This window comes from Megasphaera intestinihominis (assembly GCF_040096415.1).
Lineage (GTDB): Bacteria > Bacillota > Negativicutes > Veillonellales > Megasphaeraceae > Megasphaera > Megasphaera intestinihominis.
The window spans coordinates 20,345-44,245 of record NZ_JBBMEU010000010.1 but is presented as its reverse complement, the minus strand read 5'-3'; the positions used below and the strand labels follow the sequence as shown (position 1 = coordinate 44,245).

26 protein-coding genes are annotated in these 23,901 nt (G+C 53.3%); 13 read left to right on the top strand and 13 right to left on the bottom strand.

Going from position 1 to position 23,901, the window contains the following annotated elements:
• Nucleotides 1–46: 46 nt before the first annotated feature.
• The 3 genes from WMO23_RS02915 to bcmE all read left to right on the top strand — a co-directional run bounded on the left by WMO23_RS02915 (nucleotide 47) and on the right by bcmE (nucleotide 2,886).
• Nucleotides 47–442 (top strand): aldo/keto reductase, encoded by a 396-nt coding sequence (locus WMO23_RS02915; protein ID WP_349173238.1) that lies wholly within the window; start codon nucleotides 47–49, stop codon nucleotides 440–442.
• 365 nt (nucleotides 443–807) lie between these two features.
• Complete coding sequence (locus WMO23_RS02910; protein ID WP_298586029.1) at nucleotides 808–1,485, top strand: TerC family protein; 678 nt, start codon at nucleotides 808–810, stop codon at nucleotides 1,483–1,485.
• A 216-nt stretch (nucleotides 1,486–1,701) separates the two neighbouring features.
• Nucleotides 1,702–2,886 carry a thiamine pyridinylase gene (gene bcmE / locus WMO23_RS02905; protein ID WP_301877516.1) on the top strand — a complete coding sequence of 395 codons (1,185 nt, stop codon included), beginning with the start codon at nucleotides 1,702–1,704 and terminating at the stop codon, nucleotides 2,884–2,886.
• 64 nt (nucleotides 2,887–2,950) lie between these two features.
• Here bcmE and WMO23_RS02900 read toward each other — a convergent pair whose 3' ends face one another.
• Nucleotides 2,951–3,562: a LysE/ArgO family amino acid transporter gene (locus WMO23_RS02900; protein ID WP_349173231.1), complete on the bottom strand. Its 612-nt coding sequence runs from the start codon at nucleotides 3,560–3,562 to the stop codon at nucleotides 2,951–2,953.
• Between the two features lie 130 nt (nucleotides 3,563–3,692).
• On the opposite strand from WMO23_RS02900, the gene WMO23_RS02895 reads away from it, so the two are divergent.
• From WMO23_RS02895 to yfcE, 3 genes are all read left to right on the top strand, one after another.
• Entirely contained in the window at nucleotides 3,693–5,165 is a 1,473-nt protein-coding gene (locus tag WMO23_RS02895) for an aminotransferase-like domain-containing protein (protein WP_349173236.1), read from the top strand.
• A 116-nt stretch (nucleotides 5,166–5,281) separates the two neighbouring features.
• Nucleotides 5,282–6,391, top strand: a complete 1,110-nt coding sequence (locus WMO23_RS02890; protein WP_020311139.1) for an NADH:flavin oxidoreductase — start codon at nucleotides 5,282–5,284, stop codon at nucleotides 6,389–6,391.
• On the top strand, nucleotides 6,392–6,937 hold the full coding sequence (gene yfcE, locus WMO23_RS02885) for a phosphodiesterase (protein ID WP_020311140.1): 546 nt from the start codon (nucleotides 6,392–6,394) through the stop codon (nucleotides 6,935–6,937).
• Here the strand turns inward: yfcE and WMO23_RS02880 are convergent.
• Genes WMO23_RS02880 through WMO23_RS02870 form a run of 3 tightly spaced genes read right to left on the bottom strand, consistent with a single transcriptional unit; the run spans nucleotide 6,888 to nucleotide 9,002 of the window.
• The gene (locus tag WMO23_RS02880; RefSeq protein WP_349173229.1) at nucleotides 6,888–7,679 is read right to left on the bottom strand and encodes an aminotransferase class IV; all 792 of its coding nucleotides are present in this window, start codon (nucleotides 7,677–7,679) and stop codon (nucleotides 6,888–6,890) included. The genes yfcE and WMO23_RS02880 overlap by 50 nt on opposite strands.
• Nucleotides 7,660–8,823 (bottom strand): aminodeoxychorismate synthase component I, encoded by a 1,164-nt coding sequence (gene pabB, locus WMO23_RS02875; protein WP_349173227.1) that lies wholly within the window; start codon nucleotides 8,821–8,823, stop codon nucleotides 7,660–7,662. The genes WMO23_RS02880 and pabB overlap by 20 nt, the downstream gene beginning before the upstream one ends.
• A complete protein-coding gene (locus WMO23_RS02870; protein ID WP_296820974.1) occupies nucleotides 8,820–9,002 on the bottom strand; it encodes a glutamine amidotransferase-related protein in 183 nt (60 codons plus the stop codon). The genes pabB and WMO23_RS02870 overlap by 4 nt, the downstream gene beginning before the upstream one ends.
• Nucleotides 9,003–9,139: 137 nt before the next feature.
• Here WMO23_RS02870 and WMO23_RS02865 point away from each other — a divergent pair, with 137 nt between their 5' ends.
• A complete protein-coding gene (locus WMO23_RS02865) occupies nucleotides 9,140–10,024 on the top strand; it encodes a nitrilase-related carbon-nitrogen hydrolase (protein WP_349173226.1) in 885 nt (294 codons plus the stop codon).
• A 95-nt stretch (nucleotides 10,025–10,119) separates the two neighbouring features.
• Here WMO23_RS02865 and WMO23_RS02860 read toward each other — a convergent pair whose 3' ends face one another.
• From WMO23_RS02860 to WMO23_RS02830, 7 genes are all read right to left on the bottom strand, one after another.
• Nucleotides 10,120–11,379 carry an efflux RND transporter permease subunit gene (locus tag WMO23_RS02860; RefSeq protein WP_349173235.1) on the bottom strand — a complete coding sequence of 420 codons (1,260 nt, stop codon included), beginning with the start codon at nucleotides 11,377–11,379 and terminating at the stop codon, nucleotides 10,120–10,122.
• Nucleotides 11,363–12,262 carry an efflux RND transporter permease subunit gene (locus WMO23_RS02855; RefSeq protein ID WP_349173233.1) on the bottom strand — a complete coding sequence of 300 codons (900 nt, stop codon included), beginning with the start codon at nucleotides 12,260–12,262 and terminating at the stop codon, nucleotides 11,363–11,365. The genes WMO23_RS02860 and WMO23_RS02855 overlap by 17 nt, the downstream gene beginning before the upstream one ends.
• Nucleotides 12,147–13,145 (bottom strand): efflux RND transporter permease subunit, encoded by a 999-nt coding sequence (locus WMO23_RS02850; RefSeq protein ID WP_349173224.1) that lies wholly within the window; start codon nucleotides 13,143–13,145, stop codon nucleotides 12,147–12,149. Before WMO23_RS02850 ends, WMO23_RS02855 begins: the two co-directional genes overlap by 116 nt.
• Nucleotides 13,146–13,156: 11 nt before the next feature.
• Nucleotides 13,157–13,693 carry an efflux RND transporter periplasmic adaptor subunit gene (locus tag WMO23_RS02845; RefSeq protein WP_292282136.1) on the bottom strand — a complete coding sequence of 179 codons (537 nt, stop codon included), beginning with the start codon at nucleotides 13,691–13,693 and terminating at the stop codon, nucleotides 13,157–13,159.
• Between the two features lie 24 nt (nucleotides 13,694–13,717).
• On the bottom strand, nucleotides 13,718–13,984 hold the full coding sequence (locus WMO23_RS02840) for an efflux RND transporter periplasmic adaptor subunit (protein WP_292107973.1): 267 nt from the start codon (nucleotides 13,982–13,984) through the stop codon (nucleotides 13,718–13,720).
• A complete protein-coding gene (locus WMO23_RS02835; protein ID WP_292107977.1) occupies nucleotides 13,981–14,319 on the bottom strand; it encodes an efflux RND transporter periplasmic adaptor subunit in 339 nt (112 codons plus the stop codon). Before WMO23_RS02835 ends, WMO23_RS02840 begins: the two co-directional genes overlap by 4 nt.
• 200 nt (nucleotides 14,320–14,519) lie before the next feature.
• Entirely contained in the window at nucleotides 14,520–15,185 is a 666-nt protein-coding gene (locus WMO23_RS02830) for an HD domain-containing protein (RefSeq protein WP_020311145.1), read from the bottom strand.
• A 384-nt stretch (nucleotides 15,186–15,569) separates the two neighbouring features.
• Here WMO23_RS02830 and WMO23_RS02825 point away from each other — a divergent pair, with 384 nt between their 5' ends.
• The 3 genes from WMO23_RS02825 (at nucleotide 15,570) to WMO23_RS02815 (ending at nucleotide 18,119) form a co-directional block, all read left to right on the top strand.
• Entirely contained in the window at nucleotides 15,570–16,685 is a 1,116-nt protein-coding gene (locus WMO23_RS02825) for a tyrosine-type recombinase/integrase (protein WP_020311146.1), read from the top strand.
• Between the two features lie 130 nt (nucleotides 16,686–16,815).
• A complete protein-coding gene (locus WMO23_RS02820; protein WP_292298918.1) occupies nucleotides 16,816–17,367 on the top strand; it encodes an HD domain-containing protein in 552 nt (183 codons plus the stop codon).
• Nucleotides 17,358–18,119, top strand: coding sequence for an SDR family NAD(P)-dependent oxidoreductase (locus tag WMO23_RS02815; RefSeq protein ID WP_292108190.1), 762 nt, complete (start codon nucleotides 17,358–17,360; stop codon nucleotides 18,117–18,119). Before WMO23_RS02820 ends, WMO23_RS02815 begins: the two co-directional genes overlap by 10 nt.
• Nucleotides 18,120–18,121: 2 nt before the next feature.
• Here the strand turns inward: WMO23_RS02815 and WMO23_RS02810 are convergent, their stop codons facing one another.
• Nucleotides 18,122–19,318, bottom strand: a complete 1,197-nt coding sequence (locus tag WMO23_RS02810; protein WP_349173221.1) for a trans-sulfuration enzyme family protein — start codon at nucleotides 19,316–19,318, stop codon at nucleotides 18,122–18,124.
• A gap of 196 nt (nucleotides 19,319–19,514) precedes the next feature.
• On the opposite strand from WMO23_RS02810, the gene WMO23_RS02805 reads away from it, so the two are divergent.
• The 3 genes from WMO23_RS02805 (at nucleotide 19,515) to WMO23_RS02795 (ending at nucleotide 21,911) form a co-directional block, all read left to right on the top strand.
• A complete protein-coding gene (locus WMO23_RS02805) occupies nucleotides 19,515–20,936 on the top strand; it encodes a radical SAM/SPASM domain-containing protein (protein WP_349173219.1) in 1,422 nt (473 codons plus the stop codon).
• Between the two features lie 10 nt (nucleotides 20,937–20,946).
• Nucleotides 20,947–21,288, top strand: a complete 342-nt coding sequence (locus WMO23_RS02800; protein WP_020311151.1) for an arsenate reductase family protein — start codon at nucleotides 20,947–20,949, stop codon at nucleotides 21,286–21,288.
• 89 nt (nucleotides 21,289–21,377) lie between these two features.
• Entirely contained in the window at nucleotides 21,378–21,911 is a 534-nt protein-coding gene (locus WMO23_RS02795; RefSeq protein WP_292261319.1) for a hypothetical protein, read from the top strand.
• A 153-nt stretch (nucleotides 21,912–22,064) separates the two neighbouring features.
• Here WMO23_RS02795 and WMO23_RS02790 read toward each other — a convergent pair whose 3' ends face one another.
• Nucleotides 22,065–23,423, bottom strand: coding sequence for an MFS transporter (locus WMO23_RS02790; protein WP_292282125.1), 1,359 nt, complete (start codon nucleotides 23,421–23,423; stop codon nucleotides 22,065–22,067).
• Between the last annotated feature and the right edge of the window lie 478 nt (nucleotides 23,424–23,901).

Here is a 23,901-nt window from a genome sequence, read left to right as displayed (position 1 = left end):
GCTATCCTGATTTCAGGAGGAAACTTAAACAGCAACCTTCTCAAGAATCTCCCGCTTCTATAAGCGGGAGAGGTTCAGCTACCGTCTCATCGATACGGCCCACATGTACGATAACGAAGCCATCGTCGGCCAGGCTGTGGCCGAAAGCGGCCTTCGCCGGGAGGATGTCTTCATTACGACGAAACTGTGCCAGACCCGGGCCGGTTATGAGCTGGCCTGGCAGGGCATCGAAGAATCGCTGGCCCGGTTGCAGACCGACTATATCGACTTGCTGCTCATCCATGAGCCTTACGACGAGGCTTTGGATATGTATCGGGCCTTGACCGAAGCTTACCGCCAGGGCGTGATCCGGGCCATTGGCATTTCTAATTTCAATGCCCGGGAATATCTTGATTTTATCGGAAGCTGTGATGTTATCCCCATGGTCAACCAAGTCGAGTGACACATCTATTACAGACGAAAAGAGCTCCAGCAGGCACTTGTGACACAGGGGACACAAATACAGGCATGGATCCCTTTTACAGAAGGGAAAAAGCCCATTTCATGATGATGCCTCCTCTGTGTTTTCTTTTATTATATCATGAAACGGGAAGAAACGATATTGACAAAGAACGAATTGCCTGTTATAATTAGCCTACAATCGAATCGCGAAGGGGAGTAACCTCTCGTCAGTTGTCATCAACATCGTGCCGTCATTGACCGGCTGGTGGCAGCGTTGCTATCGCAATGGGTGAGACTTTCGCATGATACCAGTTTTGCTGATACCATGCGGAAGTCTCTTTTGTTTTTCAGAGAAAGAGGTATATTATGGAAATCTTATCGATGCAATTTTTCATGGCTTTAGGCTCTATCATTTTACTGGATATCCTCCTCGGCGGCGATAATGCCGTCGTCATCGCCATGGCGGCCAATAAACTGCCGGCCAATCTGCGCCGCAAAGCCATCCTCATCGGGACCGGCGGCGCTGTCGTCATCCGTCTGGTCATGACCCTCATCGCCGTCTGGCTGTTGACGATTCCCTTTTTACAGGCCTTAGGCGGCCTCATCCTGCTGCCCATTGCTGTGAAATTGCTCATTCCGGAAGAACACGATGAGAACGTGACGGCTTCGGACAGCCTCATGGGAGCCATCAAGACCATCATCATCGCCGACGCAGCCATGGGCGTCGACAACGTCCTGGCCATCGCCGGGGCTTCGCACGGCAGCTTCCTCCTCGTCGCCTGCGGCTTCCTCATCAGCATCCCCATCATCGTCGGCGGCAGTACGGTCATCGGCAAGCTCATGGACCGCTTCCCGGTCATCCTCTATGCCGGCGCCGGGTTGCTGGGCTGGACAGCCGGTTCCATGATCGGCCACGATAAAATCTTGGGGACCCTGATGCAGCAAATGGCCGGTGCCTGGGCACCCATGACCCTTCAGGCCGTACTAGCTGCCGGTGTCATCGCCATCGGCCTGTGGATGAGCCGGAAACGAGCTGTACAGTAATAAAAAGGCACTGTCGCATGAAGACAGTGCTTTTTTAGCAGTCAGCGGTTAGCAGTTAGCGAATGGTTTTAAATTTAAAAGGTTTCTCTGTAAACTACAAACTCTGTGCTTCAAACTATAAAGTAAAAGTGACTACGCATGATGACATATGCTACAATGTAAATTGGCTGGCAGGGCTTTGCCTGCTGGCTAATTTATGTTGAAGGGGATAAGCATATGAGACAACGATTATTTCGTATCATTTTAAGCCTGGCCTTTTCCATGATGACTGTGGTGACAGGGATGGCCAGTGAACCGGGACAGGGAACGGAGACAGACAAAAAGGTGCTGACTGTAGGATTGTTCCGCTATGTTCCTGATATTAAGGCCTTTGAAACGGCTTTGACTGCGCAATGGAAGAATATCGAACCCGATGTGACATTGCGTTTCGTCGATTGGGATTGCTATTTTGAAGAACCGAAAAGTGATGTTTTTGTCTTCGATGGCCTTTATGCGCCGCAATATATAGAAAAAGGGTTGCTTTATCCCTTAGGAGAAACCATTCCAGCCCGCTCTGCCTATCCAGACTGGACGTTAGAACAGGGGTACTCTCGGGGAACGTATTACGGCATCCCGCAGATGGTCTGCATGGATACGCTGTTTTACCACAAAGAGGATCATGCCGTATCCCGTGTCCAGACGATGCAACAGCTTTATGAAGCCATCGGTCCACGGAAGACCCAGGCATTGCTTCCCGGACGAGACGAAGGTGTCATCGCTGATTTCAGCTTAAATAATGAAATGAAGTACTATAATATTCTTCAGGACCATACAGGAAAGGTCGTTCCCGTGCAGGCCATGGGAGACGTTCAAGCAGATGCCATGCAGTATTTGAAGGAATTGTACGCGATGACGGGCACTGCGACGGGCCGTTATGACGATGGCAATGAATTTACGCGGGCTGAATGGTTTGCCCAGGGCCATGGCCGGGCGTTGTATGCCTATCCGGAAGCGATGAGTGCCATTGTCCGCTTCGGGCAGGGTAATTATACAGAAGTGAAGGCCATTTCCAGCTGTGAACATCCCGATGTAGCGACGGCCTATGTTGATTACGTCAGCATCTCTTCCCAGATTCCAGTGAATAAGGTGGAATCGGCTAAAAAATTAGTGGCCTTATTGACTTCTAAGCCTTTCATGATGGCCGCCCTGAAACCGGCTTCGAAAGAAGGCGTACCGCAGTATCTCTTAGCGGCTCGTCGGGACGTCATGCAGGAATTGGCTGCGTCGGACCCGAATTATCAGAAGTTGTACCGGCATTTATATCGTGCTAAATCGTGGCATGTCATGACGGGAACAAAAGATTTTGCTGCATGGGAAGCTAAAGTCGGGCCCGTTATCGAAAAAGAGTTGAAAAATCAGTAAAGTTTGGTAATCAAGGTATGGCTCATACCGATGCAGAAATCCTGCATATCATGGAGAATCCGTCTCAGATTTGAAAGAACTGCACGAAGGTATAGCCTAAATGGAGGCCGTACAGCATGAGGACGGTGCCGCAGAGGACGTTGATGGTGCGCAGGATGCGGGGTGTCATGGCGTGGCGGAAGGCGGCGACGCAGCCCGTGAGCGAGAGGAACCACAGGCCCGATGCCAGGAGGACACCGGTCAGGAAGGTCGTGGCTTCGGCGGCAGGCAGGGTGATGCGGAAGGCGCCGAGGAGCATCGTGCCGTCTAAAATGGCCTGAGGTTTCATCCAGGTGACGATACAGGCTTTGGAAACGGTCTGGCCCAGAGAGGCCGGCTGACCTTTAAGGGTCAGCGCATCCGGTACCTGGCGAATCATGCCATAGGCCATGTAGAGGATGAGCAGCGTACCTGCGCCCAGAATGACCGCTTTGAGCCAGGGAAGATGATCCAGCAGGCTGCCGATGCCGTAAAAACAGCTCAGCGACAGACTGATGTCGAAGAACAAGACGATGAGCGCTGTCACGACGGTGCGGCGCAGGGAATGGGATAACGCTGAATGGATGACGAAGAGATTCTGCATGCCAATGGGAGCGACGTAAGCCAGTCCCATGGTCAGGCCTTGGAAAAAGAACATAAAAAAGCCTCCTTCTTTTCCAACCAAAGAAAGTTGGTTCGTATGGTATAATCACAGTATAACAGAGCTATGCCGGATTCCAGCCAGCCAAAGCGATGTGAATTATACCAACCAAAAAGGAGACGATGTGATGAAGCGGCATATTCCCGTGCAAATCGAATGGCATCCCGACCCGGCGCAGGCCGTGCCCGTATACCGGCAAATCCTCGAATGGATGTATGGAAAAATGGAAAGCGGTGAATGGCCGGCCGGGACGCGCCTGCCGTCTCAGCGCGAGATGGCCCGGCATTTCCAGGTGAACTGGAGTACTCTGAACCAGGCTCTGAAGCCGCTATTGGAAGCGGGCGTACTCCAGGGCCGGGGCAGCCAGGGGACGGTCGTAGCCAGTACGGCCTGGTCCCTGCGCCTGCCGGTTCAGCCGGATTGGAACCGTTACATGACGGCTGGCTATTTCCGGGCCAATCAGGAAGTCGTCCAGGCCATCAATACCCTGGAGTTCGATGACCGCCTGGTCCGTCTCGGTACGGGCGAACTGGACCCCAGGCTGTTCCCGCAGGATGCCTTCCGCCAGACTTTGCGGGATGTGGCCGATGCCATTACCTCCCTGGGCTATGTCGAGCCGTTGGGGATGCCCGCCCTGCGTCAGGCTCTGGCTGGGTATGCCAGAAAGCGGAATTCAATCGTGGCGCCGTCGTCCATCCTGATTACGTCTGGCGCCCTACAGGGGCTCCAGCTCATATCGGCAGGGCTTCTCCGCGGCGGGGCGACGGTTTACGTCGAAGACCCGACGTATGTCAAATCGCTCCAGGTCTTCCAGTCTGCCCATCTTCGCCTCTGCGGCCTGCCCATGGACGACCAGGGCCTGTCGCTGGAAGCCCTGGAAAAGCACTTGCGCCAGTCTTCAGATAGGGGCAACAGCGTCCTCTATACCATCCCGACGAACCACAATCCGACAGGCCGGACCCTAAGCCGCCGACGCCGCATCCAGCTCCTGGAATTATGCAGCCGCTATGACCTGCCCATCATTGAAGACGGGGCATATGAAGAACTGACCTTTGACGGAACGCCGCCGCCATCTCTGAAAAGCCTGGACCCTGGCGGCCGGGTCCTCTATTTGGGGAGTGTTTCCAAATCTTTGGCGCCCGGGCTGCGCATCGGCTGGATGATAGCGCCGGAACCGGTCGTACAGCGTTTGGGCGACGTCAAGATGCAGATCGACTATGGCGCCAGCTCCCTGTCCCAGCAAGTCTTGGCCCGGTTCTTGACCAGCGGCCGTTATGAACAGTATCTGGATGGGCTGCGCTGTGAATTGCAGCGGCGCTGCCAGGCAGCCTGTCAGTCCTTGTCCGAAGTCTTTGCGGACATGGCAGACTGGCAGGTGCCGCAGGGCGGTTTTTATATTTGGCTTACCTTCCGCAGCAGACTTCCCATGGAACTGCTCTTCCGCAAAGCCGTATCGGCTGGCGTCCTCATCAATCCCGGCGATATCTATTCCAGCCGCCACACCCAGTCTCTGCGCCTGTCCTATGCCCATACGACGCCGGAAGAATTCCGCCAGGCTGTCAGTCAGCTGGCTGTGGTTGTCCGTTCGCTGGAAGGATGAAAGATACCGTGAAGCCTTCAGCCTTGCAGTTTCAGCAAAAAATTCGTATACTGGATTAGTGGCTAGTGGCTAGTGGCTAGTGGCTAACTAATCGATAAAAAAGGGGGATTATATATATGAAATTATTGGAACATGCCGTCATCGCCGGGATGCCCGTGCGCAATCGCATCCTCCGCAGTGCGACGTGGGAAGCCTTGGCCGATGCCAAGGGTTATATGTCGGAAAAACAGTACCGCATCTACGACCAGCTGGCCAAGAACGAAGTGGGCCTGATCTGTACGGGCTATGCCCGCGTCGATGGGGAAGACCGGCCCAACGCCGGCATGATGGGCATTTATGACGATGCCTTTATCCCGCAGTATCAGGAGTTAACCCGGCGCGTCCATGCCTATGGGGCGAAGATCATGATGCAGATCGCCTATGGCGGGACCAAGACGACCTTTGAGCGGGAAGGGCGGACTATCTTTTCGCCGTCAGCCGTGCCGGAACGAAAGACCGGGACTGTCGGTGTCGCCATGAGTCCGGCCGATATCCAGCACCTCATCGGCGAATATGCCCAGGCGGCCAAGCGCGTCCGCGACAGCGGATTCGATGCTGTCGAAATCCACGGCGGCCATTCGTACCTGCTCAATCAGTTCCTCAGTCCCTATTACAACCGGCGCTGCGATGCCTATGGCGGTTCGCCGGCCAATCGCTACCGTATCGTCGGCGATATCATCGCGGCTATCCGTCAGGCAGCGGGCCCGCATTTCCCCATCTGGATCAAGATTACCTGTTCCGATTTCTTTGAAGGCGGCCTGACCTTTGAAGATTCGCTGGATATCTGCCGGCGCCTGCAGCAGTCTGGTATCGACGCCATCGAAGTGAGCGGCAATATCCACGGCAAGGCCCAGCAGGAAATCGGCCTGGAATGGGATGGCCACGTCATCCGCGACGGCGGATATTTCCTCGATTATGCCAAAGACATAGCCGACGCCGTACGCGTCCCTGTCTATGTAACGGGCGGCTTCAAGGACCCGCGGCAGATGGAAACGGCCTTGAAGACATCGAAACTGGCCGGTATCGGCCTGAGCCGGCCCTTATTATCGGAACCGGGTTTGGTCCGCCGCTGGAACCAGGGCGATTTGCGGCCGGCCCGCTGTGTCCACTGCTCGAAATGCCGGACGCCGGAAGGCAACTACTGTACGGTCTTTGCCGCCATCGATGCCAAGAAAGGGGCGAAATAAATGAAATTCTTCATTGCTTCAGATATCCACGGCTCGGCTTATTACTGCCGCCGTATGCTCGACGCCTGGAAGCGGGAAGGGGCTGACCGCCTGGTCCTGCTCGGCGATATCCTCTATCACGGACCGCGCAACGACCTGCCCAAGGACTATGCGCCGAAGGAAGTCTTTGCCATGCTCAACGCAGTCAAAGAGGCCATCCTCTGTGTCCGCGGGAACTGTGATGCCGACGTGGACCAGATGGTCCTGGAATTTCCCATCATGGCCACCTATGCCATCCTGACCCAGGGCAGCCGCCTCGTCTATGCGACTCATGGCGACCGCTACAATCTGGCATCCCTGCCGCCCATGCAGCCTGGCGACATCCTGCTCCACGGCCATACGCACGTCCCGGTCTGGCAGCCCTTCGGCCAGGATAACTATTACTTGAATCCCGGCTCGACGTCGCTTCCTAAGGAAAACAGCCCGCACAGCTATCTCCTCTGGGACGGGGACACCTTCACCTGGAAGGACATGGACGGCCAGGTCTTTCACCAGCTCGTCTTATAGAGAGTGGGAAGGACAGGCTTTTGTCTGCTTCATAACGGCGGAATAAGGCAGCCGTCTGCGTCTCTGAGGATACGGGAAAAGCGACGGTGCCAAAGCGGCGGACCGGCATGAGTCCCATGAGGGAGTTCGTCAGGAAACACTCGTCGAAAGTCCGGATATCTTCCGGATACAAGGGCTTTTCGATGACATCATAACATTGACAGAGATAAGACCGGATGATGCCTGGCAATAATCCGGCTTCGACGGGCGGCGTATAGAGCCGCCCGTTTTTGATGAAAAAGAGATTGCTGACAGCGCCTTCTGTCAATTGGCCCTGCATATTGCAGAAAATCGGTTCGTCAATACCTTCGGCCCGGGCCTGCCGTTTGGCTAAGATCGAGTCGCCATAATTAAAGGTCTTATGCCGTACCAGTGGGGACGTTTCATTGTGGCGAATGGACGACAGGGCGATGACATAACCTGGACGGTCGGCCATAGATGCATAAGGATTGGCACGGGATGTAAAATTTATATTTTTATCGGAAGCGAGTATTTTTAACACCCAATCCTCCCCATCCATACCATACACATACTCCCATAAATAATTTTCCCAATCAAAAGGAAGGTCAATCCCTAAATATTCCAACGTATGTCGTAAACGCCTTTCATGAGCCTCCAGCCAGACTGGCCGACCCTGATAGACGGGAATGGTTTCAAAAGCTCCCAATCCGAATTGGGAGCCATCATCTAAGATAAGATTCATAATCAAAAACATCTCCTTTCAATGCGCTGAGCAAGGCTTTGGCTTTTTGCCAGATTTCTTCGTATTCGAAATGTACGTCCGATTCGGCCGTAATACCACCGCCTACGCCTATGGTATATCGGTCATCGTAGTGGACGGCCGTCCGTATGACAATGTTTAAGTCACAGTTCCCATCTAAAGACAGGTAGCCAATCGTTCCGGTATAAAGCTGGCGCCAGCTGAATTCTAATTCGTCGATGATTTCCATAGCCCGCCGCTTCGGTGCACCCGTAATGGAGCCGCCTGGAAAGAGGGCCATCAAGGCATCAATGGCTGTCTGCCCAGGCCGCAGGGTCCCTGTTACATCGGCGACTAAATGGAAAACCGTGGCATATGGCTCGATGGCAAACAGCGTCGGAACCGAAACGCTGCCAGGCTGGCTGATTTTGTGCAGGTCATTGCGCTCCAAATCGACGATCATCAGTAATTCACTCTGGTCTTTTTGCGATTGAGCCAGTTCCTGTCGCAGCTTTTCATCTTCAGCAGGCGTCTTGCCGCGGCGCCGTGTGCCCTTGATGGGACGCGTTTCAATCTGGTCATGGCGCAGGCACAGCAGCCGTTCCATGGAAGCACTGATGATTTGATAAGAGCCATATTGTAAATAAGCCCCGAAAGGGGACGGATTGTCCCGGCGCAGACGGGAAAAGAAGGTGTACGGCGGGCAGTGGCTCTGGACGGTTAAGGTGCTGGTGAAATTCGTCACATAGACATCGCCGGCAAAGAGATAATCTCGGAGTTTTTGTAAAGCCTTTCCATAGGTTTCCGGCGTGCTGTCGGCTTGGACGGTTAAGGCATATTGGCTATTTTCGTCAGTATGCGGGAGCGTTTTTTCCTGAAGGCGAGTCCGGATTTTCTCTTCCATCTGTGCTAGCAGGGCTTCGGCCGGCATCGTCTGGCCATTGGCAGCAAACCATACGGCGTGGCTTTGCCGGTGTTCGATGATGAAGAAATCGTAAAAGACCCACTTCATATCAGGCAGGGGAAAGGCAGGGGCGTGGCGGGATTTCATCCCATGGAGTGCCAGGCCGTAGTCATAGCTGACATAGCCGATGGCCCCAGCTGTCAAGGGCAGGGCGGTCTGATTGGCCTGGTAATGCTTTTTCAAATAGGCTTTGAGATACGTTTCAGCCCAGGCGAAATAATCAGTCCCTGCGGGTTCAAAGCGGCAATCTCATTCCGCCCAATCTGGTCGCAGCGGCAGACCTGTACGTCGCATCCCGTTTCCGCCACTAAATCGGCCAAATTATACGTAAAAGAATCGTAATTATCGATAAGCAAATACATAAGCCCTCCTTTATCATACAAAAAAGGATAACGACGGCAGCCCGAAAACTGCACAGTCGTTATCCTTATCGGTCCGTAAACTGTGGACTGAATCAGTATAGCACATTTTTTTAAAAAAGAAACTACGCGCCGCTATCGTGCAGGTTGCGCCTGTATTCTTCGATAAACAGGCGACGCTGCAGAAAGTCGTCCATCAAATCGAGGAGGCCGGCCGGAATGGGGCACAGCTCATCGTCTTTCCCGAATCGCTGGTTCCATGCTATCCCTATGGCCTGACCTTCGGCTTTACCGTCGGCAGCCGTTCCGAAGCCGAACGGGCCGACTGGAAGCGCTATTATGACCAGGCCGTCGTCGTCCGTCAGGATTTGCAGGACGTAGCCGCTGCGGCCAAAGCCGCCGGGGCTTATGTCAGCCTGGGTATTACCGAACGGGATGAAACGACGTATTCCCTGTATTGCAGCAATGTCATCTTGGCACCGGACGGCACGCTGGCGGCTCATCATCGGAAAATCAAACCGACTGGGGCAGAACGCTATATCTGGGCTGATTCTCATGACCCGTCGACGTATTTCCCCATGGTCCAGACGTCGTGGGGGCCCATGGGCTCGCTCATCTGCTGGGAAAATTATATGCCCCTGGCCCGGACGGCGCTCTACCAGAAAGGCGTCAGCCTCTATTTGGCACCGAATACCAATGACAACCCGGAATGGCAGGATACGGTCAAGCACATCGCCATCGAAGGGCGCTGCTACGTCTTCAACGTCGACCAGTATTTCACTAAGGACATGTACCCGGCCGACCTGGTCGAAAGCGGGGCCGTCGCCAAACTGAACGACACGGCCTGCCGCGGCGGCAGCTGCATCATCGGATCCGTGCGGTCACTACGTCACCGAGCCCGTCTGGGACCGGGAAGCCATCATCTACGCCGACCTGGACATGGACCAAGTCGTCCTGCGCCACATGGAATTCGACGCCGCCGGCCACTACACCCGCCCAGACATCCTGGAACTCATCGTACATGAGTAGGGATGGCGTCGCGTGAAGGTTTCTACCATCCGCTAACCACTAGCTACTAACCACTTAAAAAAGCTTGCCGCACATGCGACAAGCTTTTTTTTCACCGCCTCAACATGCGGTGTTTGAATTTGATTCGTTTCAGGCCTGTGGCTTTCCAGAAGCTGCGGGCCATTTTTTCGGAAATGATGTAGAACGCCAGGATGAGGAGCAGGCCGCAGAGGGTGGCAAAGGTCATGCCGCCGACGACGGCGACGCCCATGCCGCAGCGGGCTCCGGCGCCGGCACCGCTGGCAAAGGCCAGAGGCAGGCAGCCGATGATGGCCGTAAAGGCCGTCATGAGGATTGGCCGCAGGCGAAGCTTGGAGGCGATGACGACAGCTTCCATCGGGTCGATACCCTTGTCGACACGCTCTTTGGCGAATTCGACGATGAGGATGGCGTTCTTGGCCGCCAGGCCGATGATCATGATGACGCCAATCTGCATGTAGACGCTGTTCAAGAAGCCGCTGGCATTGGCGTTGAACAAGGTCGCCAGCTGGCGGATGATGTATTCCGAGCCGACAGCCCCGAAAATCCCCGTCGGTACGGTGAACAGGACGGCGAACGGCATGGACCAGCTTTCATAGAGGGCAGCCAGGCAGAGGAAGGCGAAGACCAGGGCCATGAGCAGGATTTTCGTCGTCGAACTGGACGACGTGCTTTCTTCGCGGCTCTGGCCGGACCATTCGATGGTCATCCCCGTCGGAATGACGCTCTTGGCCGCTTCTTCGGCCGCTGCCATGGCTTCACCGGAACTGTAGCCGCTGGCGGCGCTGCCCTGGATGGTGACGCTGCGGACGCCGTTGAAACGGGTGATCGACGACGGGCCGGTGGTCATGGAGCTGGTCAGCAGCGTATCGAGGGGAACCATTTTCCCAGACGACGACTTGACGGAAATGAATTTCAGACTGTCTGCCTGAGAGCGATACGACGTGTCGGCCTGGACGATGACCTTGTACGACCGGCCGAACTGGGTGAAGTCATTGACCGACGAACCGCCGAAATTGGTCTGGAGCGCCGTGAAGACGTCGGACAATTCGATGCCCAGATTCTTGATTTTTTCACGGTCTACCGTATAGGCCACGCTCGGTGTATTGGTGGCATAGCTCGTGCGGACACCGGATAATTCCGGCCGCTGCGAGCAGGCGGCGACGACCTGGTTGGCCGCATTGCCCAGTTCCGTATCGGACAGGCCCGTATTATCCATGAGCTGCATGGTCCAGCCGCCTTCCTGGCCCATGCCGGGGAGGGATGCCAGATTGAAAGCCGCTACGCGGGCTTCGGGATGGTTGGGAACGACAGTCTTATTGAACTTGGCGATAATCGATTCTCCCTTCGGGCATGGTGATACTGGCCATAAACACGCCCTGGTCTTCGTCGGGGACGAACGTCGACGGCAGAACTTTGTAGCAGATGCCCATAAGGCCCGTGACCAGGATGAGGAAGACAGCGGCATATTTCAGATGACGGATCATCCAGCCGACTTTCCCCGTGTAGCGGTCCTTGAAATGATCGAAAACCCGGTTGAACCCGCGGAAGAAGGCACCCAGCGGCCCGGCCTGGATGGCCTTATCATCGGGCTTCAGGAGAACACCGCATAAGGCCGGCGTCAAGGTCAGGGCGACGAAAGCCGAGATGACGACGGAAATGGTGATGGTCACAGCGAACTGCTTGTAGAGGACGCCCGTGACGCCGCCGATGAAGGCGACAGGGATGAAAATCGAGGCCAAGACAGCAGTCGTGGCGATAATCGGCCCTTGGACTTCTTTCATGGCCGCTTCCGTCGCGTCCTTGGCCGACAGTTTATCCTTGGACATATGCTCTTCGACGTTTTCGATGACGACGATGGCGTCGTCGACGACCAGGCCGATGGCCAGGACCATGGCGAAAAGGGTCAGGGTGTTGATGGTGAAATCGAGGACCTTAAAGGACGCAAAGGTCCCGACGATAGAAACCGGCACGGCCAGGACCGGGATGAGCGTCGTCCGCCATTTCTGCAGGAAGACGAAGACGACGAGGATGACCAGGAGCAGCGATTCGACAAAGGTATCTTTGACTTCGTTGATGGATGCGTTGATGAAATTCGTGTTATCCATGACAATGGTATAATCCAGGTCCGGCGGGAAGGTTTCCTTGGCCTGTTCCAGGACCTTCTTGACTTCCGTAATCGTGTCCAGGGCGTTGGCGTCGCTGGAAAGCTGGATGCCGAAGCCAATCCCTGTCTTGCCGTTGAGTCTTGCCGTTGATTTTGGAGTTGCTGCTTTCGTTCTGCGTCCCCGTCTGGATATTGGCCACATCTTTGAGGTAGACGAACTGGCCATTCGAGGTAGACTTCAAGATGATATTGCCGAATTGTTCCGGCGTCGACAGCTGGCCTTCGACTTTGGCGCTGTACTGTTTTTCCTGTGTCGCCGGTGCCGGCAGGCTGCCAATGGTCCCGGCCGGAGCCGACATATTCTGTTCCTTGATGGCCGCAATGACGTCCGATACGGTCAGGCCGCGTTCGGCCAGTTTTTCCGGATTGAGCCAGACGCGCATGGCATAGCTGGAACCGAAGGTATTGACACTGCCGACGCCGTCGATGCGCTGGATTTTGTCAAGCAGGTAAATATCGGCATAATTCTTGAGGAACGCCTGGTTATACGTCCCGTTCGGCGAATAGATGTTAGCCATGAGGACCATGTCGCCAGAGGCTCTGCGGACGGTCAGGCCCTGGGTCTGTACGTCGCTGGGCAGGCTGTTCTTGGCCAGATTGGCGTCGTTCTGGACGTTGATGGCATCTGTATTGCCGTCACTGTCCAGGCTGAAGACGACGGACAGGCTGTACGAACCGTCGTTGCTCGACGTCGAGGACATATAGGACATATCATCGACGCCTTTGAGCTGGTCTTCGATGACCTGGGCGACGGTCTGATTGACGATGGTCGCATTGGCACCGGTGTAGGTCGTACTCAGATTGACCGTCGGCGGCGAAATCTGCGGATACTGGGCAATAGGCAGGGACAGGAGGGACAGGCCCCCCAGGATGACGATGATGATGGAAATGACGATGGCGAAAATAGGCCGTCGGATGAAGAAACTAGACATGACGCGCCTCCTTATTTAGCCGTAAGCGATACGGAAGAAGTCGAAGCCGACGAATCGGATGCCGTCAGGGACAGGCCCAATTCATCAGCCGTGGTCATGGTGACGTCCAGGTCCTGACCTTCCTTCAGATTACTCAGGCCTTCGACGACGACGATATCGTCCTTATCGAGGCCGCTCTTGACGATATAGTAGCTGCCGACCTGGTCGCCTAAGGTGACGACGCGGGCGACGGACTTATTATCGCTCCCGACGACGATGACGAAGGACTGGTCCAGGACCTGCTGGACCGCACGCTGAGGCACGAGGATGGCATCCTTCAAGGGGTGGCCTTCCATGGTAACACGGGCGAACATCCCCGGCAGGAGGACGCCATCGGCATTATTGAAGAGAGCCTTGACCGTAATCGTACCGGTACTGTCCGACACTTCCCGGTCGAACTGGTACGATGTCGACGTTTCATCGTATTTCTTACCGTTGCTCAAAGTCAGGGATGCCGTCGGCGGCGTAGGGTCTTCCGGCTCATTGTCATTGGCCATGCGGAAGTTCAAGAATTCATTTTCACTGATCGAGAACTAGACGTAAATAGGATTGATCGAACCTACCGATACCAGGGCCGTGTTGCCTGGCGTGACATAAGTCCCGCTGGGTACGTCGTCCACAGAGAGCTTGCCGGAAATAGGCGCCCTGATGATGGTGTCGTCTAAGTTTTCCTGGGCCTTCTGCAAGAGGGTATTGGCATCGTCGTAACTCGACTGATTGCTGTCCACCGTGGCCTGCTGGTTGGTCAGGGTCTGTTCGGCTACGGCGCCGGAAGCTGCCAGCTGCTGATAACGGTTCAAGTCGACGAGGGAGTTGTTGGCGTCGTCCGGGCCTTGTCGACATTCGATTTGGCTGAGAGGACTTCCGATTCATATTGGCGGTCATCGATTTTATACAAGGGCTGGCCCTTTTCAACAGGATCGCCAGCCGTGAAGTATTTCTCTACGATTTCTCCGGAAACGCGGGGCTTGATGGTGACGGCGTTGGTCGATTTGATCTGACCCGAATAGTCGTGGCTCACAGCCGTATCCTGCTGGAGGACTTTCATGGCCTTGACCGACACAGCGGCACTCTTAGTCGGTGTCGTGCTGCCGCAGCCTGCCGTCAGCAGGGACAGGGCCAGCAGTCCGGCCATCACCGTAGTGAGAAGTGTTCCTTTTCCATAACGTAGCATATGCATGATTCCTTTCTCTACAACATGTTTTAAACTATATTATAAGTGTATCATGGAAAAAAAAGGCAACATGCCTAAATGTTAAAAATTAGGTGTCGCCTTCTTTTCGATAAGCTGCGAAATATGTACTTTTTATGGTAATTATATGTAGTTAGAAGCTGTCATGCAATTTTATTGCCATTGGCTACAAGTTTGAAGCGCAGGCCCAGAACTTCGGCTGCCCGCTTGCACATGAGCATACGCTGGGAAAAGATTTCAAAATAATCAATCATGGAGCAAATCGATTCATCGAGCTCGATGTTCAAGGTAATGACTTTCTTGTGCGTGTCGACGTGGAGCTTCGACGACAGGGCAGCATAATTGACGCGGTCGTGTTTGTCGAAGGTTTCCGGTACGGTGTTGCGGACGCGGTCCCGGCGGACATCGCTCTTGTCGGCCAGGATAAGGGCGGCAGACAGGGGGTCAAAGGCGATGCCGCTCCGTTCATCGTGCTGGCCAATGGCCGAGATGATGGCAGCAATATCTTCTGGTGGTGCGCCCCAGTCGCGCAGGAAATGGAACGCCATGAGGGCCCCCGTATGGGCATGGTCTACGCGGTTGATGCTGTTCCCCAAATCGTGCATATAACCGGCAATGCGCACAAGTTCCACCATGTGGGCGTCATAGCCGAGCTTCTTCAGGATTTTGCCGGCCGTGACGGCCACTTTAGCCGTATGCTTTTGCGAATGGTCCGTATACCCCAGAGCATCGAGGACCCGGTTTCCCTGTTCTAAATAAACATTCAGCTCTTTGGCATGGGCAATATTTTCATAAGTCAGTTTCTTCATGATATCATTCCTTTTCTGTGCTAGTCTTTTCAGTATAACAAAGGAATGTATAAACAGCGTAAATATTCCATAAAAATTGTGCTTTGCTTCTACCGAATCCAACAATTTGCTAATTCTCTATTTTTATTGTACCATATCGGCCCAATAAAGCAAATAGAAACTATGTTCGCTAAAGGGATAATCGTTTCGTCGAACATAGTTTCTTTATTTGCAAAAAAATCCGCCTAATTTTCATAAATGGCCTTATGAGACGTTTTTTATCATCTTGTGAGTAATCACATGGGAAACTTGTTTTATTTTCCTTAAATTGGCAAATTCAACAGGAACGTTTGTTGCATCTTGTCTTTTCTCATAGTACAATAGTAAACAAAGGAGGTGCCGCATATGTATTTACGAAAACGAGGCAAGAAATGGTATTATACGATTGAAGTCCCGACGGAAGATGGTCAGGGAAGGCAGCGTGTGGAACGCGTCGGCGGTACTTCGTATGCCCAGGCGGCGAAAGCCTATCGCCAGGCCATGAAAGCCCTGGATGAAGACGGGGAGCTGCCGGAAAAGCCGGAAGTCAAGGTCATGGCTTTTTTGCGGGACTGGCTGGAAAAGGATGTGCGCATCAATTTAGGCCCTAATACGTATGATTCTTATTCCGGCATCATTAAATGGCATATTGGTGCCCGTTTTGGCAATTATGCCCTGGAAGCGCTGACGACGGCAGAAATCCAGGACTGGATCAACAGCCTGAAAGAGGATGGTTATTCCCGGTCAACGGTTAAATCTATTTTCACGGTCTTCAACGACGCCATGCGCTGGGCCGTCTCCAACCGCCAGTATATCGAAATCAATCCCATGGCCAACGTCAAGATGCCGAAATTCGATATTCCCCGGAAAAAGCCGGTCATCTTTTCACATCAGCAGATACAGATTATTTTCCATGCCTTCCCGGTAGGGCATAAATATTATGCGCCGTGCATGATTGCCTATTGTACTGGCCTGCGTGTCGGCGAATGCCTGGCCCTGCAATGGTCCCATATCGACATGGAAAACCGCACGCTTTCCGTGGTCAGTACCTTGTATGACAAAAAGGGTGTGCCCGTCTGCAAGGCCACGCCGAAGACGAAGTCGTCGGTCCGGACCATTCCTTTTAATGAAACCTTATACAAGGCCCTGCTCCGCCATAAGGCCCAGCAGGCCAAGAACCATCGTCTTTACGGCGACGACTACGTCGAAAGCGATTTCGTCTGTACCCGTGAAGACGGCCGTCCCATGAACAGCAATGACATGCGGTACTTCAATATGTGGTGCAAAAAGGAATTCGGCGGCGGCAGTTTCCATTCCTTCCGCCACACCCATGCGACGATGATGCTGGAAAACAATATCGAGCTCGACTACGTTTCCAAGCGGCTGGGCCATTCTACCATTGCCACGACGGCGAACATTTACGATACGATTACGGATAAACGCAATCGGGAAGCCATGAAGAAGCTCGATTCGATTTTGTGAAATCATGGCGGCAAACGCGGCGGCAAGATGCCGTAAATATAGCATAAAACCTTAACTTTCCGATAAGCAATACTTATCGGAATAATATAACAAAAATCAAAAATATAGAGAAGGAAGAACCCCTTATATCATGTCTCCTCAAATCACTACCTATAGCGGAAAGTTTTTCGATATCACCCATCCCGACCCGGCAAGCATCTGCATCGAAGATATTGCCCACGCCTTGTCCCTCATCTGTCGGGGCAACGGCCATGTGATGACTTTTTATTCCGTCGGCCAGCATTGTCTGCAATGCGCCAACGAAGTGATGGCCCGCCAGCTGCCGTCCCGGCTGGTCCTGGCCGCCTTACTGCACGATGCGACGGAGTGTTATATGTCCGACGTGCCCCGGCCGATGAAGCAGCTCATGCCGATATACCGGCAGACGGAAGCCAAATTGCTGGCTATCATTTATGAGAAATTCTTAGGCCAGCCCTTGACGGAAGGGGAAACACGCCTCCTCAAAGGGATTGACGATGATTTCCTCTGGTATGACCTGACCTGTCTCTTGCACGACCAGCCTCAGGGCGAGCCGCCACAGGTCCATTGTATCCCCGATTACCGGCCGCGTCCCTTTGCCGACGTCGAAGCCGAATACTTGCAGTGCTATCGTTCTTGTCAGGAGGGAGTCTTATGGAAATAGCCATCGTCACCGGCGCTTCGTCCGGGCTGGGCCGGGAATATGCGAAATTGCTGGACCAAGAAGGATTGGATGAAATCTGGCTCGTCGCCCGGCGCCGGCCCCAGTTGGAAACCCTGGCTGGAGAACTGACGACGAAAAGCCGTATCTACGCCCTGGACCTGACGGACAGGGCTTCTTTGCTGACGCTGCAGCAAGCCTTAGCGGCCTGCCAGGTCACGGTCCGTTATTTGATCCACGCCGCCGGCTTTGGCAAGATGGGGCCTGTGGCGGCCGTTCCGGCAGGCGTCCTGGAAAACATGATCGACCTCAACGACCGGGCCGCTGTCAGCCTGGTCCAGGCTGTACTGCCTTATTGTCATGCCGGCAGTCATCTGGTCCAGATTTGTTCCTGCGCAGCCTTCCTGCCCATTCCGGAACTGGCTGTCTACGCGGCGACGAAAGCCTTTCTCCTACGCTACAGCCGGGCACTGGCCGTGGAACTGGCACCGCAGGGTATCCTCGTATCTGCCGTTTGTCCGTATTGGGTGAAAGATACAGGATTCATCGCGACGGCCCGCCAGACCGATGAAGGCCGGCTGTTCCGCCATTTTCCCCTGGCCGGGACGAAGGAAGCCATTGCCCGCCGCTCCTTCCAGGCCGTGAAAAAAGGCCGAGTCGTCATCACGCCGGATGTCGTCTCGACCTTGCTCCGTTTTCTGTCGGGGTGGATTCCCCAATCGATTCTCTTGTACGGCAGCCGCTGGTTCCGCTGACTTTATAAGCCGATGGCTTTCAGTGCCTGGTCCAGGTCACCGATGATGTCGTCCGGGTCTTCCAGGCCGATGCTGAAACGGATGAAGCCCTTGCGGAATTTTTCCGGGTAGAGATTGATGCGTTCATCGTAGCTGGGCTGCGGGAAAATCAGGCTTTCGTCATGGCCGAGGGATACGGCGAAGGTGACGACTTTCAAAGCTGCGCAGAAGCGTTCGACGGCCTTGTCGTCGGCTGCGATGCCAAAGGAAATGACGCCGCCAAAGCCGTGCTTCATCTGTTTCTTGGCCAATTCATGACCGGGATGGCTGGCCAGGCCGGGATAGGAAACGAAGGTGACGTTTTGCCGCTGTTCCAGCCATTCGGCGATTTTCTGCGTCGATGCGTTGATGCGTTCCATCCGCAAGGGGAAGGTCACGGCACCGCGGAAAATCTGCCAGGTATTGAAGGGGCTGATGACAGAGCCGACGTTGACCTGGGCTTCATAGCGGATCCGGTCCATCGCTGCCAAATCATTGGAAATGATGGCCCCGCCCTGGGCATCGCCATGGCCGTTGATATATTTCGTCAGCGATTCGACGACGAAATCGGCTCCCAGGTCCAGTGGTCGCTGGTTGAGAGGCGACGCAAAGGTATTGTCGACGGACAAGACAGCCTCGTTTTCATGAGCGATTTTAGCGATGGCTTCGATATCTGAAATGCCATCAGTCGGGTTGTCCGGCGTTTCAATATGGACTAGGCGCGTCCCCGGCGTAATCGCTTTCTTGACGGCTTCCAGGTCAGTCATATCGACCATGACCGTTTCGACGCCGAATTTCTGGTTGAATAATTCGTGGAACAGGCGATAGACTGCCATATAACTGACTTTCGGATAGACGACGCGGTCGCCCGTCTTGAGCAGGGTCCAGAACAGGGCGTGAAGGGCGGCGACGCCGCTTCCCAGGACGATGGCGTCATCGGCACCATGAAGGGCCGCTACTTTTTCTTCCAGCCAATGTTGATTCGGGTTGCCGTTACGGGCATACATCAGCAAATCCGTCGATGAATAGTTGACCTTCGACAGATCATCGGGCAGCTTGTAGCTGTTGGCCATGTGCAATGGCCGGCGGACAGCGCCCGTTTCTGCGTCATAGCCGGCACCAGTGTGTACAGCCTGTGTCGAAATGTCATACCCCTTGAACTTATTTTCTTTCTTAGCCATAAAAAATTCCCCTTTATGGTGTAAATAAATATTATACAAGTATATTATAAAGTATATCATTAAAAAAGTAAAAGTCTTTTGTTTTCCAATTCATATTGACTTTTTGACTTTTGCTAAAATAAGCGTATAATAGAACTATACAAAGAAATAGAAACAGCGCCGTTTCAATTGTTTAATTTTGTAGGAGATGATTGGTATGAGCAAGTTAACCCATCGTATCGAAAAGAAGGCTGTCGAAATCCTGGTCGACCGCATCATGGCCGAACGGAATCCGGCAGACCGTCAAAAAACATTGAAATGCTTATCTTATGTCATGCAGCATCTGTTTGGCGACCTCTTTGAAAAGGAATCCTTTGACGATGCACGCAGACTCATCGATGAAGGGGGCAAATGGTTCCGCTTCCTCAATACGGCTCTGGACACCTTGAACCCGCATGTCGTCAAGACGGCCGTCATGGACCTGGGCTTTGAAGCTGGATTTTACGGCCTGCGTACGCGCGACGCCGCCAAGGCGAAATATCACTGCAATATTCCCTGGGCCATCCTCTTCGACCCGACCAGCGCCTGCAACCTGCATTGCATCGGCTGCTGGGCTGCTGAATACGGTCATACGCTGAACTTGTCGTTCGACGTCATGGATAAAATCGTCCGCGAAGGCAAGGCTCTAGGCTGTCATTTCTACCTACTCACGGGCGGCGAACCGCTCATGCGCAAGAAAGATATCCTGCGTCTGTGCCGGAAACACCCGGACTGTGAATTCCACGCTTTTACCAACGGTACGCTCATTGATGATGCTTTTTGCGACGAAGTCACGGACGTAGGCAATCTCAGCTTCTCCCTCAGTATCGAAGGATTCCGTGAAGTCAATGACAGCCGCCGCGGCGAAGGCGATTTCGACAAGGTCATGCACGCCATGGACCTCCTGCGCAAGCACGGCATCGTTTTTGGGACGTCCATCTGTTATACCCGGAAAAACATCGACACCGTCACGTCTGACGAATTCCTGGACCTGCTCATCAAGAAGGGCGTCTGGTTTACGTGGTACTTCCATTATATGCCCGTCGGCAACGACGCCTCGCTGGACCTGCTGCCGACAGAAGAACAGCGGGCCTATATGGTACGCCGGGTCCGCGAAATCCGCAGCGTAAAGGGTGGCAAGCCGATTTTCGCCATCGATTTCCAGAACGATGGCCAGTTCATCGACGGCTGTGTCGCTGGCGGCCGCAATTACTGCCATATCAACCCCAATGGCGACGTCGAACCGTGCGTCTTCATCCATTATTCCAGCGCTAATATCAACAATCAGAGCCTGCTCTCATGCTTGCAGCAGCCGCTCTTCAAAGAATATGCCAAAGGCCAGCCCTTCAACCACAACCATCTGCGCCCGTGTCCGATGCTTGAAAATCCGCAGTATTTAGCCGCCATGGTCAAACGCAGCGGTGCCAAATCGACGGACCTGCAGTCGCCGGAATCGGCAGAACACTTATGTAATAAATGCAAGGCTTATGCCGTACAGTGGAAACCGACAGCCGACAAGTTGTGGGCTGAAATCGAAGCTAATAAAGAAAAAGAAGCCGCGGAAAAGAAGGTCCACAGCCCTCAGTCCGCTACTCATTAGGAGGAATCCCATGAATATCCAGATTTTCGGCACGAAAAAGTGCTTTGATACCAAGAAAGCCATCCGCTATTTCAAAGAACGGAACATCAAGGCCCAGTTCATCGACTTGAAAGAAAAAGGCCTGAGTAAAGGCGAATACACCAAGGTCAAGCAGGCCGTCGGCGGCCTCAATGCCATGCTCAATCCGAAATGCAAGGATCAGGATACGCTGGCCCGCATCCAATATGCCGTCGATGACGAAAGAGATGCCAATGTGCTGGCGAACCAGCAAGTCTTAAAGACGCCCATCGTCCGCAATGGCGCCAAGGCGACCGTCGGCTACGTGCCAGAAGTCTGGAAAACGTGGGAATAGTTTTTAGTTTGACAGAAATTAAACGTTTGGGTATACTCATAGTTACTTAAACGTTTAATTTTTTTTTTATGGTGAACGAGGTGTAGAAAATGAAATATACTGTAAAAAGAACCGCTGTATTAGCCTGTGCGGCCTTGATGATCGGCAGCGTTTCCCTGGCTGCCAGCACGCCGAAGGTCCAGGCCATGGGGCTGCCCAATCCCATCGTAACTTATGATACTTATGAAAGTGTCGTCAAAGATGCCGGCTTTACGCCCTTATATTTGACCCGCGATGCCGGATTCAGCTGCTACTATCTTTCTTTGATCGGCAAAAACACGGCAGATATCGGCTTCCAGCGCTTAGGACAGCCGGAAACGACGGTCCGCGTCCGCACGATGCCGCAGAAAGCCGATAAATCCATAAAAGACATTTCTGGCATCTATAGCGTAACCTGGAAAGACCAGGTCATCGACGGCGTCACCGTCAGCATAGCAAAAATCAGTGACACGTCCTATGCGGCTCATTGGAAAGTCGGGGACTATCAGTTCTCCGCCCAGGCAACGGGGATGAGCGCACCGGAATTCAAAGCCCTCCTGGAAAACAGCCTCGTCGACGACTCGGCTCATTATTTTGTAAAATAAAAAACATAGTTTATAGTTCGAAGTTCGTAGTTTGCAGACGATGGCTTTACATTTAATCATTCACTAAAAACTACAAAACTTAATACTCAAAAAGCGGCTGTCTTTATAGGACAGTCGCTTTTTTGCGAACCACGAACCACGAATTACTAATCACTACTTACTCCGTGCAGCTGAAGGGACGATGCCGATGGCACAGAGAATCGTAAAGACGATGAAGGCCTGCTGGATGTGCTGGGCCAGCCAATCCGAGGCAGCCGAGGCCCCGCTTTGCGACAGAATCAGGGTGATGATAGCCACACTGAGGACCTGACCGATGAGGCGGACCGTACTGACGACAGACGAGGCAGCGCCGTAATATTTTGGCGTCACAGCCCCCATGATAGCATTGTTATTCGGTGCCGTGAACAGGGCAAAGCCGATGCCGATGATGACTAGGGCCAGGGCGATGAGCCAGAAAAAAGGGTAAGAGACATCCACCGCTAAGAGACAGAGGCCAAAGGTAATCAAAATCATGCCGGAAGAAGCCAGGACGGCTGGATTGATACGGTCCGACAGGGCCCCGGTGACAGGGGACAAGAGGGCCATCAGTACGGGCTGAATCAGTAAAACCAGCCCCGTATCGCGGGCATTGAGGCCGGTAATGCGCTGCAAGTAAATGGACAAGAGGAAACTGATGCCGAAGGTCGCGCAGTAATTGAGCATGGCCGCCAGACTGGAACAAGAGAAGACGCGGTTGCCTGCAAAAATACGGACTGGCAGGACCGGGCTTTTCCGGTGCCATTCACCGTATAAGAAAGCTAGGAACAAGAGGAGACCGGCAGCTAAGAGGTATTTGGCGTATGCCAGAGTCATTACTTCCGATAAGCCAACCATAATGGCAATCATGGCCAGGGCATACAACAGACTGCCAGGCAAATCGAGACTGCCTTTCGCGTTGACGATCCATTCTTCCTTCGTCATGCTGCGGGCTGCAATCAGCCAGGCCAGGGCACAGATGAAGGCGATGAAATAAAAAATCGTCTTCCAGCCTAAGTAATAAGAAAAGAAGCCGCCCAGGACAGGCCCAAAGGACAGGCCGCAATATACGGCGGCAATCGTAAAGCCCATGGCCCGGCCGCGGCGCTGTGGCGGCGTGACCAGGGATACGATGGCCATGCTGGTCGCGAAAATACTGGCACTGCCCAGCCCCTGCAGGATGCGCAGCAAGAACAGACCGTACAAGGAGTTCACAAAATAAACGGCCAGCGAAGAGACACAGAACAAGGAGACGCCGAATAAAAAGATATGACGCTTGCCAATCCGGTCGGCAATCTTGCTGATTGGCATGATGGTCACGGTCGAAGAAATCAAGAACAACTCAATGACCCAACTGAGCTGAGCATCAGTCGCACCATAAGCCGTACCGATGCTAGGCAGGGCTGTCGTCAGGGCGCTGCTGGTAAAAGGATTGATGAAAGATACCATCATGACGACGGCTAAAATCGTATTTTCATAAGATAAAAATCGCTGCATCGCGAATAACCCTCCGTAAAAATAAATTGATAGATAAATGTAATTATACTGCCAGAGAAAATCATTCGCAAGAAATAATTTTTTGAACTATTTTTACGAGAAAAGGCTGATTTTGCAAATAGTTGATTAGCTCAACTATTAAAACACTACTGTATAGAAAAAAGGCCCATATCCATAGATAATATAACACATCAGCCTGATACTAAATCATGCGATAATACGACAATATCGCGGACTATATAGCGATTCGCACAATCCAGGCGTCGACTCCGCTTAGTGTACCCAAAAATACCACGGATCCTATATCCGATTCCAACCAGCCTGCATAAGCCTAACAATATATATATCTCTGCAAACAGATACAGATATATATTATAAAACACAGAAAAACTTTTCATCAAAAAAATAATAGCATATCAGCAGGGAGAATCACAAATAGCCAAGATAAAATAAATGAATTCAATCAATGACTGTGAAG